Origin of the sequence: Enterococcus viikkiensis, assembly GCF_005405345.1 — a bacterium.
Taxonomy (GTDB): Bacteria; Bacillota; Bacilli; order Lactobacillales; family Enterococcaceae; genus Enterococcus_A; species Enterococcus_A viikkiensis.
On the sequence record NZ_BJDW01000030.1, the window covers coordinates 1 to 23,492 of the forward strand.

The following is a 23,492-nucleotide window of genomic DNA, read 5'->3' on the forward strand; positions in this document are numbered from 1 at the left end:
ATTATCGAACACCTTTGGAAGTATTTTTGAGTTACGTAAGTATTGATGATTTGTCTAACTTAATTTGACAATTAAGACATTCAAAATAATTCAAAATTTTTAAGGAGTTTCCAAAGAATGGTAGAGTTGATAATTAGCCGCCATTCTAGCATTCCAATCATTATTTTTTCTCTTGTGCATATTTTTGATTGATTTATTAAGATGTTTTTTTCCTATTTTTCCAACATCAATAACATAACAAGAACAATTTAAAAAAGCTAGTTTTCTGCTTATTTGCTATAATAGTAACGTAATGGCGAAGAATTGCGAACTAGGCAGCAGACCCATTTATCCTTAATAAAATCATTAGGAGTGATTCCATGATTCAAGCAATTGTATTTGATTTAGATGATACCTTATATGCACAACAGGAACCTTTTGCACAGGCGATCAAAGAACTTTTTCCAACTTTCCCTGATGAAAAAATGCAGGCTCTTTTTATTCAATTTCGCTATTACAGCGATCTTCATTATATGAAATCAATTTCTGGTGAATGGTCATTAGAGAAAATGCGGCACGAACGAATTCGTTTGGCATTAGAAGATTTTGATTTTGATGCGGCAACTGCCGACTTCACTAAATTTCAGGCTGCTTATGATACAGCATTGAACCATATTTCCCTGCCGACTGAAATGAGAGAAATTCTTGATTTTTTGACACAGAAAAAAATACCTATCGCCGTCATTACAAACGGACCTGTCATTCGTCAGAATCAAAAAATCAACGCCCTGAAGCTGACAAAGTGGATCAAGTCAGAAAATATTTTTATTTCTGACGCTCTCCAGATTCAAAAACCCGATCCTGAAATTTTTCATTTGATGGCAGAAAAATTAACGCTACCAACTGATACGATTTTATATATCGGCGACAGCTTTGAGAATGACGTCGTCGGCGCTAAGTCTGCCGGTTGGCAAGTCTGGTGGTTTAATCATCAAGGGCGTGAGCTTCCTGCGGGACAGTCCGCTATCTACGACCTAGAAATCAACAGTTTTGCTCAGTTAAAAGAACGACTGTTAAACGAAAAAAAATTGCAGCGCTAAGCGCCGCAATTTTTTTATTCTCCAAGACTCAAGATCATCCGGATATCTTCTTCAGTCAGTTTGTTAGTTTGTTCTTCGTTGCCTTGGATCACTTTTTGGAAAAGTTCACGTTTTTCTTGCTGCAGTTGATTCATTCGTTCCTCAATCGTTCCTTCGGCAATCATCCGCCACACTTCAACGACCTTTTTCTGTCCAATTCGGTGAGCACGTCCAGCTGCTTGTTCTTCAACAGCCGGATTCCACCATAGATCATATAAAACCACCGTATCAGCCCCTGTCAAGTTCAATCCTGTCCCGCCGGCTTTCAGAGAGATTAGAAAAACATCTTTTTCACCTGCATTAAAGGCATCTACCATTTTTAAGCGATCTTGGACTTTCGTACTGCCTCGTAAATAAAAGCTTGAGAGTCCTTCTTCGGCAAATTCTTTCTCGATAATCGAAAGCATGCTGGTAAATTGTGAGAATAACAGAACACGCCGTCCATTTTCTTTGGCAGTTTTAATTAAATCCTTCACTTGTTCCAGTTTTCCAGAACCGCCCTCGTAGCCTTCCATAAAGAGACGTGGGTCATCACAAATTTGCCGTAGACGTGTCAATCCAGCCAGAATACTTACTCGCTGTTTGCGGAAAGTAGCCGAATCCATCTGATCGACTTCTTGCTTCATCCGCTTCAAGTAGGCCAGATAAACCGTCTTTTGCTCTTCAGTCAAGCTACTTAATACATTGGATTCAATTCGTTCAGGCAACTCTTGCAAGACCGTATCTTTATCCCGTCGTAAAACGAAGGGCTGAATCATCTTGGCGATTTCAGCAACTGCCATTTGACGGAAGCGCCCGATGCTTGGGAAGAATCCCGGCATCACCGTTTGGAAGAGTGACCATAATTCTTCCAAATTATTTTCGATCGGCGTACCACTTAAGGCAAAACGATGCGGAATTTGTAATGTTCGCAACGCGCTAGACGTTTTCGTAGATGCATTTTTAATCATTTGCGCTTCATCCAAAATCATATATTGATAAGCGGCTTGTTCATGCAGATCAATATCCTGACGTAAGCTGGCATAAGAGGTAATCACGATCTCGTCTGCTTCAGCTAGTGCTTGTTCACGATCAGCGCGGCTGCCGGAAACGACACAAGAATTTAGACTAGGAGCGAATTTTTTTATTTCTGCTTGCCAGTTATAAACTAAACTGGCTGGAGTCACGATCAATGCCTTAATTGGCTGCTGCGCTTTTTCTGCCAATAGGAAGGTAATCACTTGAATGGTTTTTCCAAGACCCATTTCATCGGCTAAAATCCCACCAAAGCCATAATCACTTAGCATTTTCAACCAGCGAAATCCAGCTGCTTGATAAGGTCGTAATGTCGCTTGCAAATTTTCCGGTAGAGGAACTTGATAATCTTCTGGATGCGTCAAATCCTGTACCATCGCGGTAAAACTTTCACTGAACTGCGCTTGTGGATTCTCTTTCAACCGTTGCTCAAGCATGATCCCCTGACTCTTCGGTAAACGAATCAAGCCGTCTTTTGCATTGATTTTTTCTCTTAATTGACCGATCATTTCGCTAGTTTGCTGAAACGCTTCTGAATCAAAAGACAGCACCTCACCATTGTCTAACGTATAGAACCGATCTTTTCGCAGCAAACTATTCAATACATGATCGATTTCATGAGCATCAATTCCCGTTACATCAAATTTGATGTCTAGCCATGAACCCGACTGATCGACTTCAATCATAGGTTGGAATTCTTCACCATCTAAGAAGAGCTGTCGCAACTTTTTGCCCATCCGAACTTCGGCATATTTACGAAATTCCTCCACTTCGACTTTAAAGAAATAATACAAATTGTCTTTGATTGGTATCTTCTTTTCAAATCCGGTATCGACTTTTTGGTATCGATACGTATCGAATAAGTCCAAGATCAACTGCTCTTTCTTACGATCTCTTAAAATTTCGACATTGTGAGGCAATTTTGGCTGATGTTCTTCATTGGTTGAAAAATAAGCTTTGCCATAATGAAATTCTGCCTCGGCTTTAATCATGCCTTTGATTTTTCGAAAGATCACGACGGCCCGCAACGGTTCTTCTTGCATGATTTCCGAAACATCACCAGAGACTGCAACTCGGCCGATTTTCCGTAAATAAGGAAAGACTTCTGTGAATAACTGCGAAAGTTGCCGCTGTTCGTACGTGATAACCGGTTCCTTCAAGCGTTTCATCAATTGCTTCAACGTGATATACGTATCTTGTTGTTCATGCGTCATTAAGTAATAGGAATTTTCAATAAAACCTAAAAAATAATTACTATAATAACTCGTGAAGCGATCTTCAATCGTCAAGCCAAAATCATTTTCGTCGCGTTTCTCTAACGTAAATAATAAAGGCAACTCTTGTCCTTCATGAACTTCCGTATAGGTTTTTTCCCCTAGCTTGATACTCAAATTCCCCGTTTTTTCCATCGCCTTTAACAATTCCTGCATTCGATGAACTGGTAATAAGAGATACCGTTTATCCAGCTTACCTTTAACTTGCAAGCCAGCCTTACCTAATAACTGATAGGTTTCGCTAATCCCGACTAAATCCTCGATCAGATCGCGACAGGTCGGATCGAACGCTCCCGCTTCGATTTGGAATCGGTATTGCTTATTCACCGTATAAGCTGAATCCGTTTGATACGCATGCAAGAAGTCATATAAATTTTTCACAATATAACTGCGTTTATTTAAGTTACTCCCGATTCGCAAAGAGACAGCCAATACGTCCAGCTCGGGATGGTAAGGGTTCGTTGGAATCGCTTCTACTACAAAATCAACGAATAATGATTGCAATGGCTCGGCTTCCTTTTCTAAACGTGAAAAGCCTTGGTTCAATAAATCAGCAAAGGAGACACTACTCTCCATTTTTTTAGGTAAAACTGTTTCAGGCTTGATTACTCGCGATAAGCCTTTTTCTCGCAAATACAATTCCACCGCTACCGTATGTTTACAGTAGCCGTGTTCTTCCCAATAAGGGCAGGCGCAAATATCATTTTCTTTGCCGCTGCCATCTAAATCAACCAGATAAAGTTCGCTACCTAATACTTCTCCATGCCAAACACGACGAGCCGGATCTGCTTCAACTGATAAGACCCGTCCTTCTTTTAAATAGGTTCTGCCGCGTTCAATTACTTTTTCTGGAATACTCCATCTCATTACCTTTCACTCCATCCTTCTAGCTGGTAACGAATACTGCTACGTCCCGTACCGCTAGTCTCCACAATAATTTGTTGTGGGATACGCTCTTTCAATTCCCTCACGTGACTGATGATGCCAATCATTCGTCCCGCGTTCTCAATTCCTTCTAATGCTTCCATCGCCATCTCCAGCGCTTCTTCATCCAATGAACCAAAGCCCTCATCGATAAACAAAGCTTCAATCGCCACACCACCCGCTTGATTCTGGATCACTTCCGCTAAGCCCAACGCCAGCGACAATGCGGCAATAAAACTTTCGCCGCCAGATAAAGTATGGGAGCTGCGAGTCGAGCCAGCATTGTCATCGTAGACATTGATCTCTAACCCGGTATTCCCTTTTGAACGACCGGTTGCTTGATTCAACTCGAAACGGTAGCGTCCTTTCGTCAATTGATTGAGTTGTTGATTGGCACTTTGTAAGACCTCCGCTAGATACCACTGTAAAACATAGCGCTCTAGGCTGATCTTTTGCGGATTATCCCCATTCATTGTTTGATAAAGTTGCAACAACTGACCTAATTCGTCTAATTGCTTTTTACTTTTTTTCTGGAGCTGCTGGATTTGCTGAACAATCTCACGTTGCTGTTTGAGTTGGTTCTCTTTTGCAAAATACTGCTGTTGAAACGTTGAGACTTGCTCTTCTTTTTCTTGTAACACGTTCTGCAATTGGTTTAGATCCGGTTCTTTCTGATCTTGAACCAATTCAAGCAGTCGGTTGATTCGGTCGTTTATTAATAATACTTGTTGCTGAAAATCTGTGATATCTTCTTCTAACTCAGCAAGGTTTTTAATCGGCGCTTGTAAATCGGCTTGTACTAATTCTGCAGTAGTCAACTGTTCTTGCAACTGTGCTTGGAGAGCGGTTAATTGTTCAACCGTTACTTGCTGTTGTTTTTTCAAAAGTTTTTGATTTTCCTGTAAACGAATTTTCCGCTGTTCGATTTCCTTTACGTCGTCTTGATATTTTTTCAACCGATTTTGGTAATCTGCTAGTGCTTGTGTGAGTTCATCAATTCGCGTTTGCAAACTGTCTAACTGCCACTGCTCCGTCTGCTCAATCAGACTAGCAATCCGGCCCTCCAATGTTTGACTTTCACTTTGAATCGTCATCAGCTTCGTTTCCAGCGCACTCTTTGTTCTTTCGGCGACTTTCGTTTCCGCTTTTAGCGTCTGAAGAGTGTCTTCTGCTTCAGCAATCTCCGACAACGCCTTACTAGTTTCTCTTTGCCGATCTGAAAGAAACTCTTCCAGCCCTTTTATCTCTGCCTCAACACTCCTTTGATAATAGTCAGATAAGGCATTATGGTATTGATGGAGTTGCTGCTCCAGTTCTTCTTGAACGGCTAAACGTCGAGATTGTAACTGATCAAACGCTTGCTTCGCTATTTCATAGCGTGCTTCTGTTTGTTCCTTCAACGTCGCCAATTCTTTGATTTGAGTTTCTTTGGCCTCAAGCTTTAGTTGCAGCTGAACCAAATCTTCCGTTCCGAGCTGCGCATGTTGCGCTGGTGCGGGGTGTTCCTTAGAACCGCAAACAGGACAAGGCTCGCCAGGCAACAGTTCTAAACTTAACCGAGCAATCTCAGCAGCTGCCCATTGGCTTTTTAATTTTTTGTACTCGCCGGTTTCACCCGTTAAGCGATTACTCGTTTGGCTAACGGTTTCAACCAATTGAGCTAATTGAATCTGCTGATCTTCTTCCTCTTCCTGCTGTTGGAAAACTTGGTCTGCCAGCGCTTGTAACTGGTCAACCCTTTGCTGAAATTGCAATTCTTGATAACGGCGATCCTGCCATTTTTTTTCAGTGCTGATTTTGTACGTTAAGTCCCTCTGCTGCTCTTCTGACCGTTTCAATTCTTCATTGATCTGGGTTTGCTGTGTTTTTTGCTTTATCAACTGATCTGTCAGCGCCTGTTTTTCTTGTAACAACTGTTCTCGCTGTTTAACGAGAGGCAAGAGGGAAATTAATCGTTGACTCTCCTTTTCTTTTTCAAGCCATTCAGGGCGTTGCTGGTCGAATTTAGCACCTACCGTTTGGCACTGCTCGGTTTGCTCCTGCAGGGCTTCTTCCTGCTGTCGATTAGCTGTTTCTTCTAAACTTTGCTGTTTCTGCAGCCTGCTTAATTCTTCGACTCGTTCAAAGGTTGGACGAATCTGTTGGATTTTCTTCCCACGGACCAGTTGCTTTTTCTTTTCTTCGATTTCTGGCAAGCGTGCATCTAATTGCTGCAAGGTTTGCTGAGCACTACGATAGTGCTGAAAGGTTTCAGCTAGTTCCTGCGCTTTTTGGAATTGTAACTGGGAATTTTTTAACTCCTGCTGTTTGTCAGACAATGCGAGCTTCTCAGTCTGCAATATCTGTTCTTCCTCAGTTAGATATACGCTAGCCAGATTCAAGGATTCTTCATAGGTCAGGCCTTTTTCACTTAACACTTGCTGAAATAATTGATCGATCCGAGTCGTCAAATCGCCTACCGATTGCTCTAATTCTTGTTTCTGGATTTTTAGATTCTCAGTAAAATTGCGATAAAAATTCGTTCCAAACAAACTACGCAGGACCATTTCTTTTTCCGTACTATTGGCATTCAAAAAGGTGCGGAATTCCCCTTGTGGTAGCATTACGATCTGCTTGAACTGATCTTTTTGTAAATGTAGAATCTGATAGATCACGTCATTTACCGCATCGACCTTTGTATAGGCCTCAGCTTCTTGTCCTAAATCGTTAAAGACACTTAATTGAACTTTTTGATTTTTCGTCGTCTCTCCTTTGCCATTTTTCTTGGCTAAAGTCTGTTTGGGCCAGCGCTCAATGGAATAATTTCTTCCTTGGTGCTCAAAGAGAAATTGGACTCGGGTCTCCTCCGAAGACTCAGCAAAGGACGAACGAATCTCATTGGAAGAACGCACACCGCCGGATGCATCCCCGTATAAAGCAAAGGTGATTGCATCGAAAATAGTCGTCTTCCCTGCGCCGGTCTTACCACTGATCAAAAACAAAGGCGCTTCAGTCATTTGTTCGAAGTCCACTTCTTCATGTAAGAACGGGCCAAAATTTTCCATGATGATTTTTTTTGGAAGCATCAGTTGATCCCTCCTTTAATCAGCACTTGCAGTCCTTCTTCGACCCACTGCTTCTGTTGGGGTGACAACTCCGTTTGGGAAACTTCAGTGAAAAATTCTTCAGTCAAAAGGATTGGTGAGTATGCCTTAAGACTCTTAGCCTTCAAACGATTCTCTACCGCTGTTTCATAGCCGTTGAGCCGTTGAACTTGAATGATTCGCGGATAGACTTGTCGTAGCTGATTCATTAGATTCGGAATGACAGCCCGATCTTCTAGAAGAATAGATAAATAATCTTCTCGCTCAATCTTTCCATAATAAACTGGATCTAGCAGCTCCTCAAAACTAGCATGTAGCTCTTGAATCTCGTGGAGTGGAGTCAATTCATGAAAAGTAAACGCACTTGTCTCCGTATCAACGATCCAAACCCCCTTCGTCTGATCCTTCTCCGATAATGAATATTTCAAAGGGGACCCGCTATAGCGGGCATTTTCCAACTTCAAGGCATCTTTTCCATGAAGATGGCCCAGCGCGACATAATCAAAATCCGTTAATAATCGTCCATTGATCCCGTCTAAGCCGCCAACTTCGATCTTCGTCTCAGAATCAGTTTTGCTGCTACCAGCAACAAAAAAATGACTAACTAGAATCTGACTCATTGCCGGATCAAAACTAGCCTTCATTTCCTCAATGACTTTTGGCATCGCTGATTGAATCGTCCGTAACTCTGAATCTTCAAAATAGATCCGCGCATCAACTGGCTCAAAATAAGGCAGTAAATAAAATTGGACGTTCCCCATTACGATCGGTGTGAAGGCCTCTTGTAACCGAGTATGGAGATGAAAATTAGCTTGATTGAACCATGGGGCCCCAGTAGCCAAACGAGTGGCACTGTCATGATTGCCTGATATTGCCAGCAGAGGAAAGCCTTCCGTTAAGTTCCATTTAGCGATCGTTTGATTTAATAACCGGACACTGTCTTCAGAAGGGACAGAACGATCGTATAAGTCTCCCGCAATGATAATTGCATCTACCGCTTCTGTTTTAGCGATTTTAAGTATTTGATCAAGAATATATGCTTGGTCTGACAGTAGGTCATAGCCATGTAACTTTTTGCCAATATGCCAGTCAGCCGTATGTAAAACTTTCATTGATCCACCCTTTTCCTCATTTAGTCCTTCCCAAAAGTATAACACGATTCCCTATTTTTTTCTGCTTAGTAAGTAGATGATGCCTTAGAAAAAATCTTGTATAACCAAAGAAAAGAACGCTGAAATTAATCAGCGTTCTTTTCTTTAGCCACGTATTTAAAATTAGGATCGATCTCATGATCCAGCTGATCGAAAGCACCTTGTACTCGACGTTCGACTTCTGCTAAACCAGCTTTGTCCATTTTTTTAATATCTGAAAGATCGATCGGATCGCCAAAGCGAATAATCACCGGTGTCCGTTTGAACAACTGGGAAAACTTCGTTGGTCCTTGATAAACAGACGGTACGATTGGCTTTTTTGACAAACGAGAAATCAATGCCATCCCGCCTTTTAATTCAGAGGAATGACGGGTCCCACTAGGAAACATGATCAAGCTTTTGTCTGAGTCCTTCAGCATTTTGACTGGCTTCTTGACTACGCTTGGACCGGGCTTGTCACGATCCACCGGAAAAGCATTCAAGTGGACTAAGATAAACCGCAACACTGGATTCTTAAACAGCTCCGCCTTCGCTAAGAAACTAAATTGTTTCGGTGATGCGCCTAACGCCATATAAACTGGGTCCCACCACGTCCGATGAGGAGCAACTAAAATATAATTCCCCTCTGGTAATTTATCTTGATTTTGATAATGGGCATTGCCATTAACGACCGCTAAAATTCCTCGAGCGATCACACGAATAATTTTAAAAAACATTTTTTCTTCCTTTCAGTTATCTAACTAAACGTAGTATAATACAACGGTATGATTTTTTTAAGGGGGCAATTGAAATTGTTAAAAAAAGGTGAACGAATCGACCAACTTTACGCAGAAGATATTCAAATTATCCAAAGTTCAGAAGTCTTTTCTTTCTCAATTGACGCAGTGCTTTTAGCCAATTTTGCGCGAACACCTAAATATGGCAAAATTATTGATCTGTGTGCCGGCAATGGTGCTGTTGGACTTTTTTTGAGTCGCAAGACATCTTCTACTATCGACCAGATTGAATTGCAGCCCCGCTTAGCTGATATGGGACAGCGCAGCATTGCACTGAACCACTTAGAAAATCAATTAACGATGCACGAATTAGATTTAAAAAATACGTTTGACCTTTTTCGTGCCGATTCGACCGACTTAGTTGTCTGCAATCCGCCTTATTTTAAAGAACTGCCAACTAGTAAGAAAAATCCGAATCCTCACTTAGCCATTGCTCGTCACGAAATCCATGCGACGTTAGCCGATGTCGTTCAAGTCTCGGCAAAATTATTAAAAATGAACGGCCGCTTTGCAATGGTACATCGTCCGGATCGTTTTTTAGAAATTGTCGATTGCTTGCGAGCCAATCGAATCGCGCCAAAACGAATCCAATTCGTTTATCCGAAGCCAGGAAAAGAAGCCAATGCCCTTTTAATCGAAGGAATCAAAGATGGCAAGAAAGATGGTTTGCGTTTTCTGCCACCATTATATACTTATGACGACTCTGGCAGCTACTCACCCGCCTTACAGGAGATGCTTTATGGCAACTGATCATTATTTTTACGTTTTACTTTGCAGCGACGACTCCTTTTATGGCGGCTATACGACTGAACTGGCTCGGCGTTTGAAAGAGCACAATGCTGGGACCGGCGCAAAATATACTCACCCCAAAAGCCGCCGACCGGTGAAAATGATCCATGCGGAACACTTCACGACCCGCAGTGAGGCTACCAAAGCCGAAGCTGCCTTTAAAAAATTAACTCGTAAACAAAAAGAACACTACTTACAGATTCAACAAGCAAAAAACGTTTTGTGAGTGCCTCACAAAACGTTTTTATTTATTGTCCTTTTAAAATTTCTTTTGCGATCAACGAACAGTAATAGATTGAACCATCTTCATTGGGATGAACTTGATCATCATAGAACCAGTCCGGATGCGCATTGCTGTATCCATACCAATCAATCAAGTGGACGTTTTTATACTCCTTCGCGACTGCCTCTAAAGTACTATTCACATCATTTTGCCAACGACGCGTTGGTACATGGGTATTTAGAACAAAGACCTGATGCTTATCCCCTAAAACATGCATGATTTGTGCAAAATCTTCTTGACTAAAGGCGCCGTTCGTCCCTAAACTTAGCAAAATCGTATCGTTTAATTCACCCTTATCCTTCAACGCCTGCAATAGTGGCGGGCTATCTTTCAATTGTCGGCCAACTTCTCCATCAACCACCATTTTAGGGAAGATTTCTGTCAGTCCTTTCGAACCAGCTAGCAACACAGAATCGCCAAAAGCAGTAATTTTGAATTTTTTTGCCTTCGTTATTTCGCGGTTACTCAAACTATACTTATCCGCCAGACTTTTTGGCGCCTCGGAGCTTTCAGTCGTTTGATCTGTCTGTTGAGTTTCACTGCTGGATTGCACCGTTTCGGTTTTATCCGCGGCCTTTTTATTTTGCTCAATTTGTTTTTGTAACGCTTGTTGATTGGCATCGACTTGATTTGCCGGTGCAATGATAATCCCCACAACAGCAATTAGTGTAAGCAGACCGCTGAAAATAAAGCCAATTTTGCGCCGACTTTTTAGCGGTGCATAAAAAGAATTTTTCAACGTAGTAAAGCTCTTACGATAATTGAAGTAGCGTAATGGCTTCTCTACAAACCGGTAAGATAGCTCAGTAACTAAGCCAATCAAAAGAACTTCTATGATTGTATGAAGAAAAATATGATTCGCAACATTTACCTTCGCTTCATAAAAGATCATGACTGGAAACTGATACAAATAAATCCCGTAGCTACGTTTGCCGATCCAGCTAAAGACCGGATTCGTCAACCAGCGATTCAAACTCGCACCAGGATGTGCGGTAATCGCTACTAACAAGACACTCAGAAGGCTGACTAAAAACATACCGCCATAATAGACAAAGGTCAGGTCATCTCGTAAAAATAAAAATGAGAGAATCAATAAAATCATCGTAACTAATCCTGCACCATTCAAAATCCGTTTGGCCTGCGGCGGAATTTGTGATTTTAAGCGAGTGCTTGGCCAAACAAACGCCAACGCGCTCCCAAGTAGGATAGAGAATAAGCGAGTATCCGTCCCATAATAAACTCTTGTTGGATCAGAACCGGGAACATACAAGACCGCCATTAAAATGGCTGAGACCAGGGCGGCTCCTAAAATACCCAAAAAAACATTGGCTTTGTTTTTTACAAATTTCATCAAGAGAACGAACACGACCGGCCAGATCAAATAGTTTTGTGATTCCACTGCCAATGACCAAATATGGGTGAACGGCGATTCGCCAGCAAATCGATCAAAGTAAGACATTCCGTGATTGATCTGCCACCAATTGTTCACATAAAACAAGCTGCTAAGGACATTGCCTCGTAAATTGTTTAATAGATTACGCTGAAATAAAGTGATGTAGGCAGAAGCACCGATCAGCATCGCCACAAGCGCTGGATACAATCGCTTCATACGCCGATAATAAAATTGTTTAATGTTTATTTTTCCTGTCTGCTTCCATTCCTGTAAAAGCAAATCAGTAATCAAATAACCGGAGACCGCAAAGAAAACTGGAACTCCCAAATACCCACCGCGCATTTGCGAAGGCAACAAGTGATATAAGATAACGCCTATTACTGCTAAAGAACGAATGCCATCAAAGCCAGTAATATAACGGCTATTTTTAAGCCTTTTTCCCATATTTTTTTCCAACTTTACTATAGAATATCAATAAAATACCAGTTTTAACTATACGTTCAAACGCGGTAAACTGCAACATTTTCGCAAGAAAAAAAGGATTTCCTAAACAATTTATTGAAAAAAAGCTGGAACAAAAATCGTTCCAGCTTCAATCCATCGTTTCTTCGTAAAAGCGTCCTAAAATTCGAACATTTTCAGAGATGCTGACAAAGGCTTGCGGATCTGTCTCTCGCATAATCGTCTCAAGCATTGGCAACTCAAAGCGCGTCACGACCGTAAATAAAACTGTCTGCTTGTCATGCTTATAAGCACCTTCTGCTTCATTAATAATTGTGATCCCGCGGCGCATTTGATCTTGAATCCCTTCGATGACACGATCAGGACATTTGGTAACGATCATAACCTGCATCTTCCGTTGTTTTGTATAAAGCGCATCGGTTAATTTACCGCTCATAAAAATCGCCAACGCAGAATAGAACATATATTGCCAACTAAATAGAATTCCGGCCATCAGCATAATCATGACGTTAAAAATAATCGAGATCGACCCCACTGAACGCCCTGTACGTTTGCGAATCGTGATACTTAGAATATCTAGCCCACCCGATGACAAGCCGTTCTTCAACGCAAAACCGATCCCCACACCCATAATCGCACCGCCAAAAATTGCACAGATGATTGGGTCCTTAGTCAAGGTCGTTTCAGGAATAATATGGATAAAGAAGGACGTTAAAAATACAGTGATGAAGGTAAAAATAGTAAATTTATGACCGATCTTGAACCATGCCAAGAAAAACAACGGCACATTGATTAAGAACAGCGTGACTGATACTGGTACGGTAAAACCTACCACCCGATGAGACAAGGTCGTCAATATTTGGGCAAACCCTGTTGCCCCGCTAGAATAGATATGTCCGGGTTGGTAAAAAAAGTTTACGGCAATCGCCGCTAAAAATGCATAAACAACTGCGACAGATAAGCGGGTGGCATAATCGTGATGGGGCCACTCCTCTATCTTCTTTTTCATCATGTACTTCCGCCTCATTTCAAAAATTCAATCACATTATACGTATTTTCATGAAAAAAAGAAAGCACCTACCGTGGAGGCAGGTGCATCTCTTAGTATTTTCTTATTCTTCTACTTTTGTAACATCAATACTCAACTCATAAAGTTGAAGTGGAGAAACGGTACTTGGTGCATCTGACATCGGATCTGCTGCTTTCCCATTTTTAGGAAAGGCAATCACTTCACGAATATTGTCTTCACCAGCTAACAACATCGCGAAACGATCCAAGCCAAGAGCGATTCCGCCGATTGGAGGGAAACCATAATCTAATGCTTCTAACAAGAAGCCAAATTGTTCATTGGCACTTTCACGAGTGAAGCCTAACGTTTCAAAGACTTGCTCTTGCAATTCGCGAGTATTGATACGCAATGAACCACCACCTAATTCATAACCATTCAAGACGATATCATACGCTTGGGCATAAACTTTTTCTGGATGATCCTTCAAGTTTTCAATATCTTTTTCCATTGGCATTGTGAAAGGATGGTGAGCAGACACGTAACGACCCGCTTCTTGGTCAAATTCAAATTGCGGCCAGTCAACGACCCATAAATAATCGAAACGATCTTCATCAATCAAGCCTAGCTCTTTCCCAACTTTTGAACGAACTGCGCCTAAAGCCGTCACAGCAGTCAAAAATTGATCTGCCGCAAACATCAATACATCGCCAGCTTCTGCATTTGTTGCTTTCTTCAATTCATCACTGACGCCCCCCATGAATTTCGCGATTGGTCCAGTCAATTCTCCATTTTCATCAACCTTGATCCAAGCCAAGCCTTTTGCACCAAATTGACCAACAAATTGACCTAAACGATCCAATTCTTTACGAGAATATTTGTCAGCCGCACCTTTCGCATTTAAGGCTTTAACGACGCCGCCATTGTCTGATGCCATCCGGAAAACTTTGAAATCTGTCGCAGCAGCAATCTCAGTCACATCAATCAATTCCATCTCAAATCGTGTATCCGGTTTGTCAGAGCCATAACGTTCCATCGCTTCGTCCCAAGTGATCCGAGGAAATGGCAATGTTACTTCGATACCACGTACATCCTTCATCACTTGTGCGATCATCGCTTCCGTGTATTCTTGAATTTCTTCAGCAGTCAAAAAGCTGGTTTCGATATCAATTTGAGTAAATTCAGGTTGGCGATCACCACGTAAATCTTCGTCACGGAAACAACGGACGATTTGATAATAACGGTCAAAGCCGGCCGTCATTAATAATTGTTTCAAAATTTGCGGTGATTGCGGCAACGCATAAAAATGTCCCGCATGCACTCGTGAAGGCACCAAGTAATCCCGCGCGCCTTCTGGTGTTGATTTTGCCAAGTAAGGCGTTTCGATATCTAAGAAATCATTGTCATCTAAGAAACGACGAACAGATTTCGTCAACTGATGACGCATCATGATATTTTTCGCCATTTTTGGACGACGTAAATCCATGTAGCGGTATTTCAAACGAACTTCATCGCTAATATTTTGTTCATCTTCAATTGAGAACGGTGGTGTCTTGGCACTGTTCAAAATCGTAATGTCTTCACCTTTGACTTCAAACTCACCCGTACTCATTTTTTTATTGACAGCACCTGCATCACGACGGATCACAGTTCCGGTAATTTCAACAACAAACTCGCTGCGGCATTGATCTGCCACTTCCCAAGCTGTTTTTGATTCTTCAGGGTTGAAGACCACTTGCACAACACCTTCACGGTCACGCAAATCAATAAAGATTAACCCACCTAAGTCACGACGTTTTTGGACCCACCCTTTTAATGTTACCTGTTGCTCTAAATATTCTTCGGACACGCGTCCGCAATAGACAGTACGTCTAGCCATTTTTTATTCCTCCTACCATTTCTTTTAATTAAATTTTGGTGCTGTCATTTCATCGTAAATTGCTGCGAAGTCTTCATACAAATCCGCCAATGGAAAAGCCTTTTCTTCTCTCGTTGCAGAGTCTTTCACATTGATCACACCATTAGTTAATTCATCTTCTCCTAAAGTTAAGACCAGCTTAGCGCCTTCTTTGTCCGCTGTTTTGAATTGCGCTTTAGCCTTGCGTCCCATGAAGTCACGATCAGCAGAAAAACCAAAGCCGCGAATCGCTTGAACAACTTTTAACGACTCCATATTCGTCGTCTCACCTAAACCAACAACGTAAGCATCCAAATTAGTCGCGTCGGGTATCATCACGTCTTCTTGCTCTAAAGTCAGCAAGATTCGTTCAATCCCCATCGCAAACCCAATCCCAGGTGTTTCTGGTCCGCCAAGTTCTTCAACTAAGCCATCATAACGGCCGCCGCCACAAATCGTTGTTTGCGCGCCCATCCCTGGTGCATCACTCATGATCTCAAAAATCGTATGATTATAATAATCCAAGCCGCGAACCATTCGATGATCGATTTCGTAAGGGATGTTTAAATATTCTAGCGTTTTAGTCACGCCTTCAAAATATTCCTTCGCGTAATCACTTAAATAATCCAAAATACTTGGCGCGTCCGCAACGACTGGCTGATCCTTACGATCCTTACTATCTAGAACCCGTAATGGATTTTCATGTAAGCGGCGTTTCGAATCCTCGCTTAGCTCTGCCTCATGGGCTTCCAAGTATTCAATCAATGCTTGGCGATACTTGCTTCGGGTTTCTTTGTCCCCTAACGTATTGATGACTAATCGTACTTGATTGATACCTAATTGTTTAAAGAAATCCATTGCCATAGCCATCACTTCAACGTCTAAGCTTGGATTTTCACTGCCAAAAGCTTCGACTCCAATTTGATGAAATTGACGCAAACGCCCTTTTTGCGGACGTTCATAACGGAACATTGGGCCTGTATAATAAACCTTGTACGGCTTCTTGAATTCTGGTCCAAACAATTTATTTTCTACGTACGCCCGAACAATCGGCGCCGTTCCTTCTGGACGTAACGTTACATGGCGATCGCCTTTGTCGTGAAAATCATACATTTCTTTTGAAACGATATCCGTTGTGTCCCCGACACTACGAGCGATCACTTCGTAGTGTTCAAAGATAGGGGTGCGGATTTCTTGGTATTGGTAATCACTAAAAACTAAGCGTGCGGTCTCTTCAACAAATTGCCACTTGCTGCTTTCTCCAGGTAAAATATCATTGGTCCCTTTAGGTCGTTGATAACTCATGGTAAGTCTCCTTTTATGATAGGTATTGTTTTTGTAATAATTAACGTATAGCAGGTGAAAAAACTGCCGCTATCTCCATTCAATAGAGACATTTTTCAAAAATCGAAAAATGTTGTGTCGTCGTTTCGCGTATCATCTAGTGAAACGGTATTCCACATTCTCTTAGAGAAAATCCCTTAATTCACTTCAGCTTGTAACAAACGGCGAAAGTCAGATCGACAAAAAAAAGCCCCTGTTCGTCTCGAACAAGGGCGAAATAATCGCGGTACCACCTATTTTTTAAAAGAGTTTCCTCTTTTCTCTAGCAATTAACGCTTGCGTAACGGAGTGGCTTTGCACGCACTCATCTCCAGACTGTCTTTCGATTACTTACTACGAAATTGCTTTCAGCCAAGGCAATTTTTCCTGTACGTCTTCAGTAATTTACTCGTTCCTTCTTAGATGTTTTTTATCTTCTATTACGCTACTAAAAAAAAGTTAGAAAGTCAAGTGATTTCAGGTGATCAATCGATGATAATAAGGATTATTCGCTTTTTTTTTCGCTTTATTCTAAACTAAAAAAAGATGGCACGTTTGCCAATTCAAGCAAAATGAGGAGTGAATAGTATGTCAGAAGTACGAATCGGAAAATCACAAGTATATGCTAGCGCGTTAGGTTTAGGAGCCAATGCCGTCGGCGGACATAATCTCTATCCAAACTTAGCGGATGAAAACGGAAAAGAAGTCGTTCGAGCTGCGCTTAACAATGGAATCACATTGTTAGATACCGCTTACTCTTATGGACGAGGCCGTTCAGAAGAATTGATCGGTGAAGTCTTGCAAGAACCTGAATTTGACCGTTCACGAGTGATTGTTGCAACAAAAGCTGCTCATGATCCAAATCGAGGGGGAAAATTCAATAACTCGCCGGAATTTTTAAAGGATGCAGTGGAAGCTGCGTTGAAACGCCTGCAAACGGATTACATCGATATTTTTTATATTCATTTTCCAGATGAAACCACACCCAAAAACGAAGCGGTAGCTGCTTTGCATGAATTAAAAGAAGCAGGAAAAATCCGTGCGATTGGTGTATCAAACTTTTCACTAGAACAGTTAAAAGAAGCCAATCAAGACGGCTATGTCGATATCGTAGAAGACCGCTTCAGCCTAATTCATCGGGAAGTTGAAAAAGACTTGTTTCCTTATTTAAAAGAAAATCATATTAGTTTTGTCCCCTATTTCCCATTGGCTTCTGGCTTGCTGACAGGTAAGTATAACAAAGAAGCTAACTTTGAAGACAGTGATCTTCGTAGCAAAAATCCCGACTTCAAAGGCGAACGTTTTAAAGAAATTGTCACAAAGGTTGATCAATTAAAACCACTTGCGAACACTTACGATGCAACGGTGGCTCAATTGGTACTGGCTTGGTATATGAAGCATCCCCAAATTGACGTCGTTATTCCCGGCGCAAAACAATCGGAACAAGTCGAAGCAAATGCGAAAGCTGTGGATATTCGATTAACGCAACCCGACTTCGAGCAAATCAACACTCTGTTTCGTTAGTCATCATTTCTGGTTAGACAGCCACGAAGAGACCATGACGTTTAGTTCGTCATGGTCTTATTTACGATATTTTTTCCCTCGCCCGCAAGAAAGTCACTTAAATTATCTAGAGCAATCTCCATCAACCGCTCTCGCGTTTCGATTGGCGCCCAAGCAATATGAGGAGTAAGGAAACAATTCTTAGCTTCTAATAACGGATTGTCTCTGGTCATAGGCTCTTTAGAAACTACGTCTGCACCTAAAGCATAAATTTTTTCTTCATTCAACGCATTCGCTACCGCTAATTCGTCTAGCAATCCTCCGCGGGCCGTATTAATCAAAATCACACCCGTTTTCATCTGATTGATGGCGGCTTGATTGATCATCTTGGTTGTTTCCTCTGTTTGCGGTACGTGTAAACTAATAATATCTGCTTGCTGATAAAGTTCTTTCAATGAAACTTGTTCTACCCAGTCGGGAGAATTTTTTTCCCGATGATTCCAAAAAATTATTTTTAACTTGAAGGCACGTGCAATATCAGCTACTGCTTGCGCAATCTCTCCGAACCCAATCAAGCCAATTGTTTTTCCGCTTAATTCCATTAAAGGTGTGTGCCAATACGTGAAATCTTTACTACGCTGCCACTCTCCTTGATGAACCGATTCATTATGCAGACCGACTCGGTTTACTATTTCTAACAATAGAGCAAATGTAAATTGTGCCACTGCATTTGTCCCATAGGACGGAATATTGGTGACTGGAATTCCCCGCTTGCTCGCTGCGGCAATATCCACTACATTATAACCCGTCGCCAGTACACCGATATATTTTAATTGTGGAACAGCCTGAAGTACTTCTTCATCAATCGGTGTTTTATTAGTAAGAATCACATCCGCATTCCCAATTCGCTGAATGATTTCTTGTTTGTCAGTATAGGAGGTTCGATCGTAAAGTCTCACTTCTCCAAATTTTTCAAACCCTTCCCAACTTAAATCTCCTGGGTTCAACGCGAAACTATCCAGCACGACAATTTTCATCCTTTTCCTCCTGTTTAACCGTTTTCTATAAAATACTAAAAATGAAACCAAATGGAAAGTATATAGAGCATTTTTAACTGGAAAAGCTAAAAAACAAGCCTGAAAGAATCACGAATGATTCCTTCAGACTCTAAGAATATAACCGCACAGATCAACCTTTGGGAAACTAAATTCCTAATCGTCCTGCATACTGGTGGCTGATTGATTTAAACAGTATTTGCGAAAACTTTTTATAAAGTGATTCTGTGGCGGACTTCTTTAATTAATAAGCGCGAGCGATCCAAACGGTATGCTTCGCAAGTTTTCCACTAACGATATCGACCGTTTTTTCAACCGGTGGATTAAATGGAATATTACGCGTGGTAAAGCCAGTTTCTTCTTTAATCTTCGCTTCGGTTTCTTCCGTTCCGTCCCATCCGATTAAGACAAATCCAGGTACTTCGCCAGCAGCTTTTGATTTTTCAATATGAGCTTTTAACTCATCAAGCGTATCAATATCCGTATGTTCATTTTCTTTATAGCGTTTAGCGGCACTATCGAATAAGCGTTTTTGCATCACATCTAATTGGTCAACAATGTATTCTTCAATGCCGTCTAGTGAAACGGATTCTTTCTCATCCAAGTCACGCATTTTAATAACGGCTTGATTGTTTTCTAAATCACGTGGACCAAATTCGACACGTAATGCTGCCCCTTTAAGTTCCCATTCATTGAATTTGAACCCTGGTGTATTGTCTGTTGTATCAATACGGACACGTAAATCTTTTTGCGCCAAAGAAGCTTTCAATTCCTTCAAACGATCTAAAATTTCAGGTTTCTTTTGCCATGGTCCAACGGGAACTAAAACAACTTGCGTTGGTGCAACTTTTGGCGGCAACACTAATCCTTGTTCATCACCATGAACCATGATCAATGAACCGATTAAACGAGTAGAAATTCCCCATGAAGTTGTATACGCATGTTCGTGTTCATTGTTACGGTTCAAGAATTTAATATCAAAGGCTTCTGCAAAGTTTTGACCAAGGTAATGAGACGTTCCTGCTTGGACGGCTTTTCCGTCACGCATCATCGCCTCGACAGAATACGTATCCACAGCGCCTGCAAAACGTTCAGACGGTGTTTTTTGTCCCCGGTACACAGGGATCGCTAAAGTATCTTCGATTAAGGTCGCATAAGCTTCCAAGATTGCCATTGTCCGTTCACGAGCGCTTTCTTCTGATTCATGCGCGGTATGGCCTTCTTGCCATAAAAATTCTGACGTACGCAAGAATGGCATTGTCTTTTTCTCCCAACGGAAAACATTCGCCCATTGGTTGATTTCATATGGAAGATCACGGTAAGAATTGATCCAATTAGAAAAAGCATCCCCGATCAAGGTTTCAGAAGTCGGACGCAATGCGTAAGGCTCTTCTAAAGGCTCATCGCCAACTTTTGTCAACCAAGGCAATTCTGGTGCAAATCCTTCAACGTGTTCTTCTTCTTTTTCCAAGAAATGTTTAGGAATCAGCATTGGGAAGTAGACATTCCGAATATCCTGAGTTTTTAGATATTTATTGAAATCTTCTTGGATGTGTTCCCATAATTCCCAGCCATCTGCTTTAAAAATAATACAGCCACGAACAGGTGAATAATCCATCAAGTCAGCTTTTTGAATCGTTTGTAAATACCATTTTGAAAAATCTTCTTTTTGTAAATTTGTCATTCACGCATCCTCCTAAAAATTGAAAATAAAAAAAACCGTTCCGTCCCTACATATTGTAAGGACGAAACGGATAATTTCGCGGTACCACCTTGCTTGATCAAACTTAGTTGATCCAACTTTCAGCTCCAATAACGCTAGAGTCGCGTGTCGCTTTCACGACAATCCTCTTTGGTAGGTTCATAAATCTCAGTGGACGCGTTGATCTTTCAGACGGTGAATCAACTCTCTGCTGCCGATAAAATTTATTACTATTCCAAATGCTTAACACCATGTTAAAGGCTTCTCATGAAAATTGCAAGTAAAATATTTATTTTTTTCTAATCTTCCGGTACATATCGTTCTTCTAAACGACTCATCCACCAGCCTAAAGCCGCACCAAGGAAACATAAAACCGCGCAGCCGATAAATCCTAAAAAGCCGATCCCACTGTAATCTGTCGGCACAATCATAACCGTCGAAGCAAAAACAATTCCTAAAATAAAGTGATACATCGGTGCATAATAACGATTAAATACCCAGTCCATCACCTTTGATAAACTCAAAACAGTGATTAAACCGCCAATCCCGATTGGAATAATTACACCCATATCAACAGTCTTGAAGCCGTCAGCCATTGCTTTGTACATCCCCATATAAACTAAAAAGTTTGAAGGGCTGAGTCCTGGTACAATCAAGCCGAGTCCTATCAAAGCTCCAGCAATCATCCACGTGAAAAAATTTTGATCCACGGTTCCGAAAAGACTTGAGCCTTTCCATAAAAACCAAAAGCCTACAATAAAACTCACTGCCAAAATAATTAGATCTTTTGTATTACGACCTTTTTTCCCTGCTTCATTCCATAACGCAGGAACCGTCCCAATGATACAGCCAACAAAAAACCATAACATAATCGTTTCAAACTGCCCTAATAAAAAACTAACCGCAAAGGAAAGAACGAAAACACCGGTCAGTCCACCGAGCCCCACGGGAATAAAAAACAAAACATTCTTTTTAAAGTTTTTCGTAATATGTGCTAAAAATGATATAATCCGTTCGTAAATCCCGAAGACTGCGGCTAAGGCACCACCACTCACTCCCGGTAAGATAAATCCTGAGCCGATGAACATTCCCTTAATGAAGCGTAAAAACCAGTCGCTTTTATTCGGCTGTGTAACTTTTTCGTTTTCCATAAAAAAACAAGTCCTCCTAAATTCGTTGCTAACAACTATTTCTCGAATCAGAAAAATACCTAACTCTCGATTATTGCGTTGCTGCCAAACGATCAGCAGCTTCACCTTAGCAAGTGTACCGATAAAAAGAATAGGGCGCAAGACCTCACACTAAGCTCAGGTCAAAAACTTAAAGAAATTTTTGAAGTTTTGCCAATTCCTTCTAACTTTGATTAGACACCGCTCTTTAGCCACCAAAATAGGCCTCCATTCTGATGCTTTATTTATAGAGTGAATGAGCCGCTTACAAATTAGTCAAGGGCGATCTCCTTCCACTGAAGAAACCCATTGAGACTTATTGCCAGAAAAAATCAATCTCTTAAATGTTGCGAGGGACAACACACTAGTTATCGTGAATCCTAGCACCCTGGTTCAAAAGCACTGAACTAAAAGGCATCGTTTTGATCGCTGCCGCTGGCATTAGGCCTATCTCTAATGAGCTGTGAGGTTCAGAAACAACTTTTTCTACAATGATTATCTTCTGATTGTCCACAAGATCCTCACAGCCTAAAAGAATCTCATGATAAAGTTTGACTAAATAATAAAAAGATTTGAGGCTCAAGTCAAATGAGCTTCAAATCTTTTTTAGAGCTTGTTATAGGCAGAAGATAAATAGGCTTGCCGCTCGTCCTCACCTAACTGCTTCAATGAACCAAGATGATACCATGAAATATTTCGTAGCCCAACATCTTCCAAGGTCGTTGTTAATTGATGCTTGTAGCTTCTCGTACAATGTTGCTCCAACTCTTCCGTTGGTTGATCCGAAGTAGTAAAAACTATGACCGACTCAATCGACAATAAAGGCTGGATTCCATTTCCACCATCAAAAAAAGCGAATTCATTTAGCAGGACCTTATCAAGAAAGCCCTTTAAACTTGCTGGTGAACTATACCACCAAATTGGAAAAACAATTACTAATTGCGTGGTCTCTCGTAATAAATTCATGTAGTGTAACACTAATGGATCAAGAACCAATCCATTCTGATAACCAGCCAGTTCTTCTGTCTTCATGACAGGATCAAAACCGTCTTTATACAAATCAATCACTTTGTAGATTTTTTGATCTTCCTCTAACCCTGCTATCAACGTATTTAATAATTGATGATTGAAACTTTCTTTCCAAGGATGATCGATAATCAGCGTCGTTGTCATAATTTTCTCCTTCAGTCCTTTTTTTAAAAATAGCACATAAATATTGCATTTAGATGTCAATTAGATGTCAAAAAAACTAAGAAGAGACTAAAGTTAGTGAACTTACAAAAAGAGGAAAAATTATTTCTTACTTTCCCGATATAATAACATGTTTGCATGTAATCATTTCCTTTTTACACCCTTTTGTCTCCCATCATTACTTCTTTCTACTTTTTTCAATAAATAGAAAAAGCCCCCTTACTCCTTATTTATATTCTCGCTAACCTATTACTCGGAAAGGTACCCCTTTTAACTGAAAAAGAGTTTATCGGCATCTCCTTACAATTCCGCTATACCGACCGTCTAATCAGTTATCTACATCTGAAAAACGGCACTTGAACTCTTAGCAAACTGTAAA

At 41.0% G+C, this 23,492-nt stretch carries 15 protein-coding genes and 2 pseudogenes; 4 read left to right on the forward strand and 13 right to left on the reverse strand.

The genetic code is table 11. The features are described from left to right. The first annotated feature begins 359 nt into the window (after positions 1 to 359). Positions 360 to 1,079, forward strand: coding sequence for an HAD family hydrolase (locus FFM67_RS11405; protein WP_137614675.1), 720 nt, complete (start codon positions 360 to 362; stop codon positions 1,077 to 1,079). Positions 1,080 to 1,093: 14 nt separating this feature from the next. Here the strand turns inward: FFM67_RS11405 and FFM67_RS11410 are convergent, their stop codons facing one another. The 5 genes and pseudogenes from FFM67_RS11410 to FFM67_RS11425 all read right to left on the reverse strand — a co-directional run bounded on the left by FFM67_RS11410 (position 1,094) and on the right by FFM67_RS11425 (position 9,280). Further along, positions 1,094 to 4,273: a DEAD/DEAH box helicase gene (locus FFM67_RS11410; protein ID WP_137614676.1), complete on the reverse strand. Its 3,180-nt coding sequence runs from the start codon at positions 4,271 to 4,273 to the stop codon at positions 1,094 to 1,096. Next, positions 4,273 to 5,925: pseudogene (locus tag FFM67_RS12610) on the reverse strand (SbcC/MukB-like Walker B domain-containing protein); the annotation flags it as partial. The pseudogene FFM67_RS12610 and the gene FFM67_RS11410, both read right to left, overlap by 1 nt. Before the next feature lie 885 nt (positions 5,926 to 6,810). Further along, a pseudogene (locus tag FFM67_RS12615) lies at positions 6,811 to 7,395 on the reverse strand (AAA family ATPase); the annotation flags it as partial. Continuing rightward, positions 7,395 to 8,525, reverse strand: coding sequence for an exonuclease SbcCD subunit D (locus tag FFM67_RS11420; RefSeq protein WP_137614678.1), 1,131 nt, complete (start codon positions 8,523 to 8,525; stop codon positions 7,395 to 7,397). The pseudogene FFM67_RS12615 and the gene FFM67_RS11420, both read right to left, overlap by 1 nt. 125 nt (positions 8,526 to 8,650) lie before the next feature. Beyond that, positions 8,651 to 9,280 carry a lysophospholipid acyltransferase family protein gene (locus FFM67_RS11425; RefSeq protein ID WP_137614679.1) on the reverse strand — a complete coding sequence of 210 codons (630 nt, stop codon included), beginning with the start codon at positions 9,278 to 9,280 and terminating at the stop codon, positions 8,651 to 8,653. 75 nt (positions 9,281 to 9,355) lie between these two features. Between FFM67_RS11425 and FFM67_RS11430 the strand changes: the two genes are divergently transcribed. After that, a complete protein-coding gene (locus FFM67_RS11430) occupies positions 9,356 to 10,090 on the forward strand; it encodes a tRNA1(Val) (adenine(37)-N6)-methyltransferase (protein WP_137614680.1) in 735 nt (244 codons plus the stop codon). Beyond that, on the forward strand, positions 10,080 to 10,355 hold the full coding sequence (locus FFM67_RS11435) for a GIY-YIG nuclease family protein (protein ID WP_137614681.1): 276 nt from the start codon (positions 10,080 to 10,082) through the stop codon (positions 10,353 to 10,355). The genes FFM67_RS11430 and FFM67_RS11435 overlap by 11 nt, the downstream gene beginning before the upstream one ends. Before the next feature lie 22 nt (positions 10,356 to 10,377). Here the strand turns inward: FFM67_RS11435 and FFM67_RS11440 are convergent, their stop codons facing one another. From FFM67_RS11440 to hisS, 4 genes are all read right to left on the reverse strand, one after another. Continuing rightward, positions 10,378 to 12,249, reverse strand: a complete 1,872-nt coding sequence (locus FFM67_RS11440) for an acyltransferase family protein (protein ID WP_137614682.1) — start codon at positions 12,247 to 12,249, stop codon at positions 10,378 to 10,380. A 148-nt stretch (positions 12,250 to 12,397) separates the two neighbouring features. Beyond that, a complete protein-coding gene (locus tag FFM67_RS11445) occupies positions 12,398 to 13,276 on the reverse strand; it encodes a YitT family protein (protein ID WP_137614683.1) in 879 nt (292 codons plus the stop codon). A 103-nt stretch (positions 13,277 to 13,379) separates the two neighbouring features. Beyond that, entirely contained in the window at positions 13,380 to 15,152 is a 1,773-nt protein-coding gene (gene aspS, locus FFM67_RS11450; RefSeq protein WP_137614684.1) for an aspartate--tRNA ligase, read from the reverse strand. Positions 15,153 to 15,176: 24 nt separating this feature from the next. After that, entirely contained in the window at positions 15,177 to 16,475 is a 1,299-nt protein-coding gene (hisS, locus tag FFM67_RS11455) for a histidine--tRNA ligase (RefSeq protein WP_137614685.1), read from the reverse strand. Between the two features lie 606 nt (positions 16,476 to 17,081). On the opposite strand from hisS, the gene FFM67_RS11460 reads away from it, so the two are divergent. Next, positions 17,082 to 18,017 (forward strand): aldo/keto reductase, encoded by a 936-nt coding sequence (locus FFM67_RS11460; RefSeq protein ID WP_137614686.1) that lies wholly within the window; start codon positions 17,082 to 17,084, stop codon positions 18,015 to 18,017. Positions 18,018 to 18,058: 41 nt separating this feature from the next. On the opposite strand, the gene FFM67_RS11465 is transcribed toward FFM67_RS11460, so the two are convergent. From FFM67_RS11465 to FFM67_RS11480, 4 genes are all read right to left on the reverse strand, one after another. Then, the gene (locus tag FFM67_RS11465; protein ID WP_137614687.1) at positions 18,059 to 19,033 is read right to left on the reverse strand and encodes a D-2-hydroxyacid dehydrogenase; all 975 of its coding nucleotides are present in this window, start codon (positions 19,031 to 19,033) and stop codon (positions 18,059 to 18,061) included. A gap of 262 nt (positions 19,034 to 19,295) precedes the next feature. Further along, the gene (gene proS / locus FFM67_RS11470; RefSeq protein WP_137614688.1) at positions 19,296 to 20,735 is read right to left on the reverse strand and encodes a proline--tRNA ligase; all 1,440 of its coding nucleotides are present in this window, start codon (positions 20,733 to 20,735) and stop codon (positions 19,296 to 19,298) included. Positions 20,736 to 21,052: 317 nt separating this feature from the next. After that, a complete protein-coding gene (locus FFM67_RS11475) occupies positions 21,053 to 21,904 on the reverse strand; it encodes a DUF368 domain-containing protein (protein ID WP_137614689.1) in 852 nt (283 codons plus the stop codon). Positions 21,905 to 22,528: 624 nt separating this feature from the next. Then, a complete protein-coding gene (locus tag FFM67_RS11480) occupies positions 22,529 to 23,095 on the reverse strand; it encodes an NAD(P)H-dependent oxidoreductase (protein ID WP_137614690.1) in 567 nt (188 codons plus the stop codon). Positions 23,096 to 23,492 lie beyond the last annotated feature (397 nt).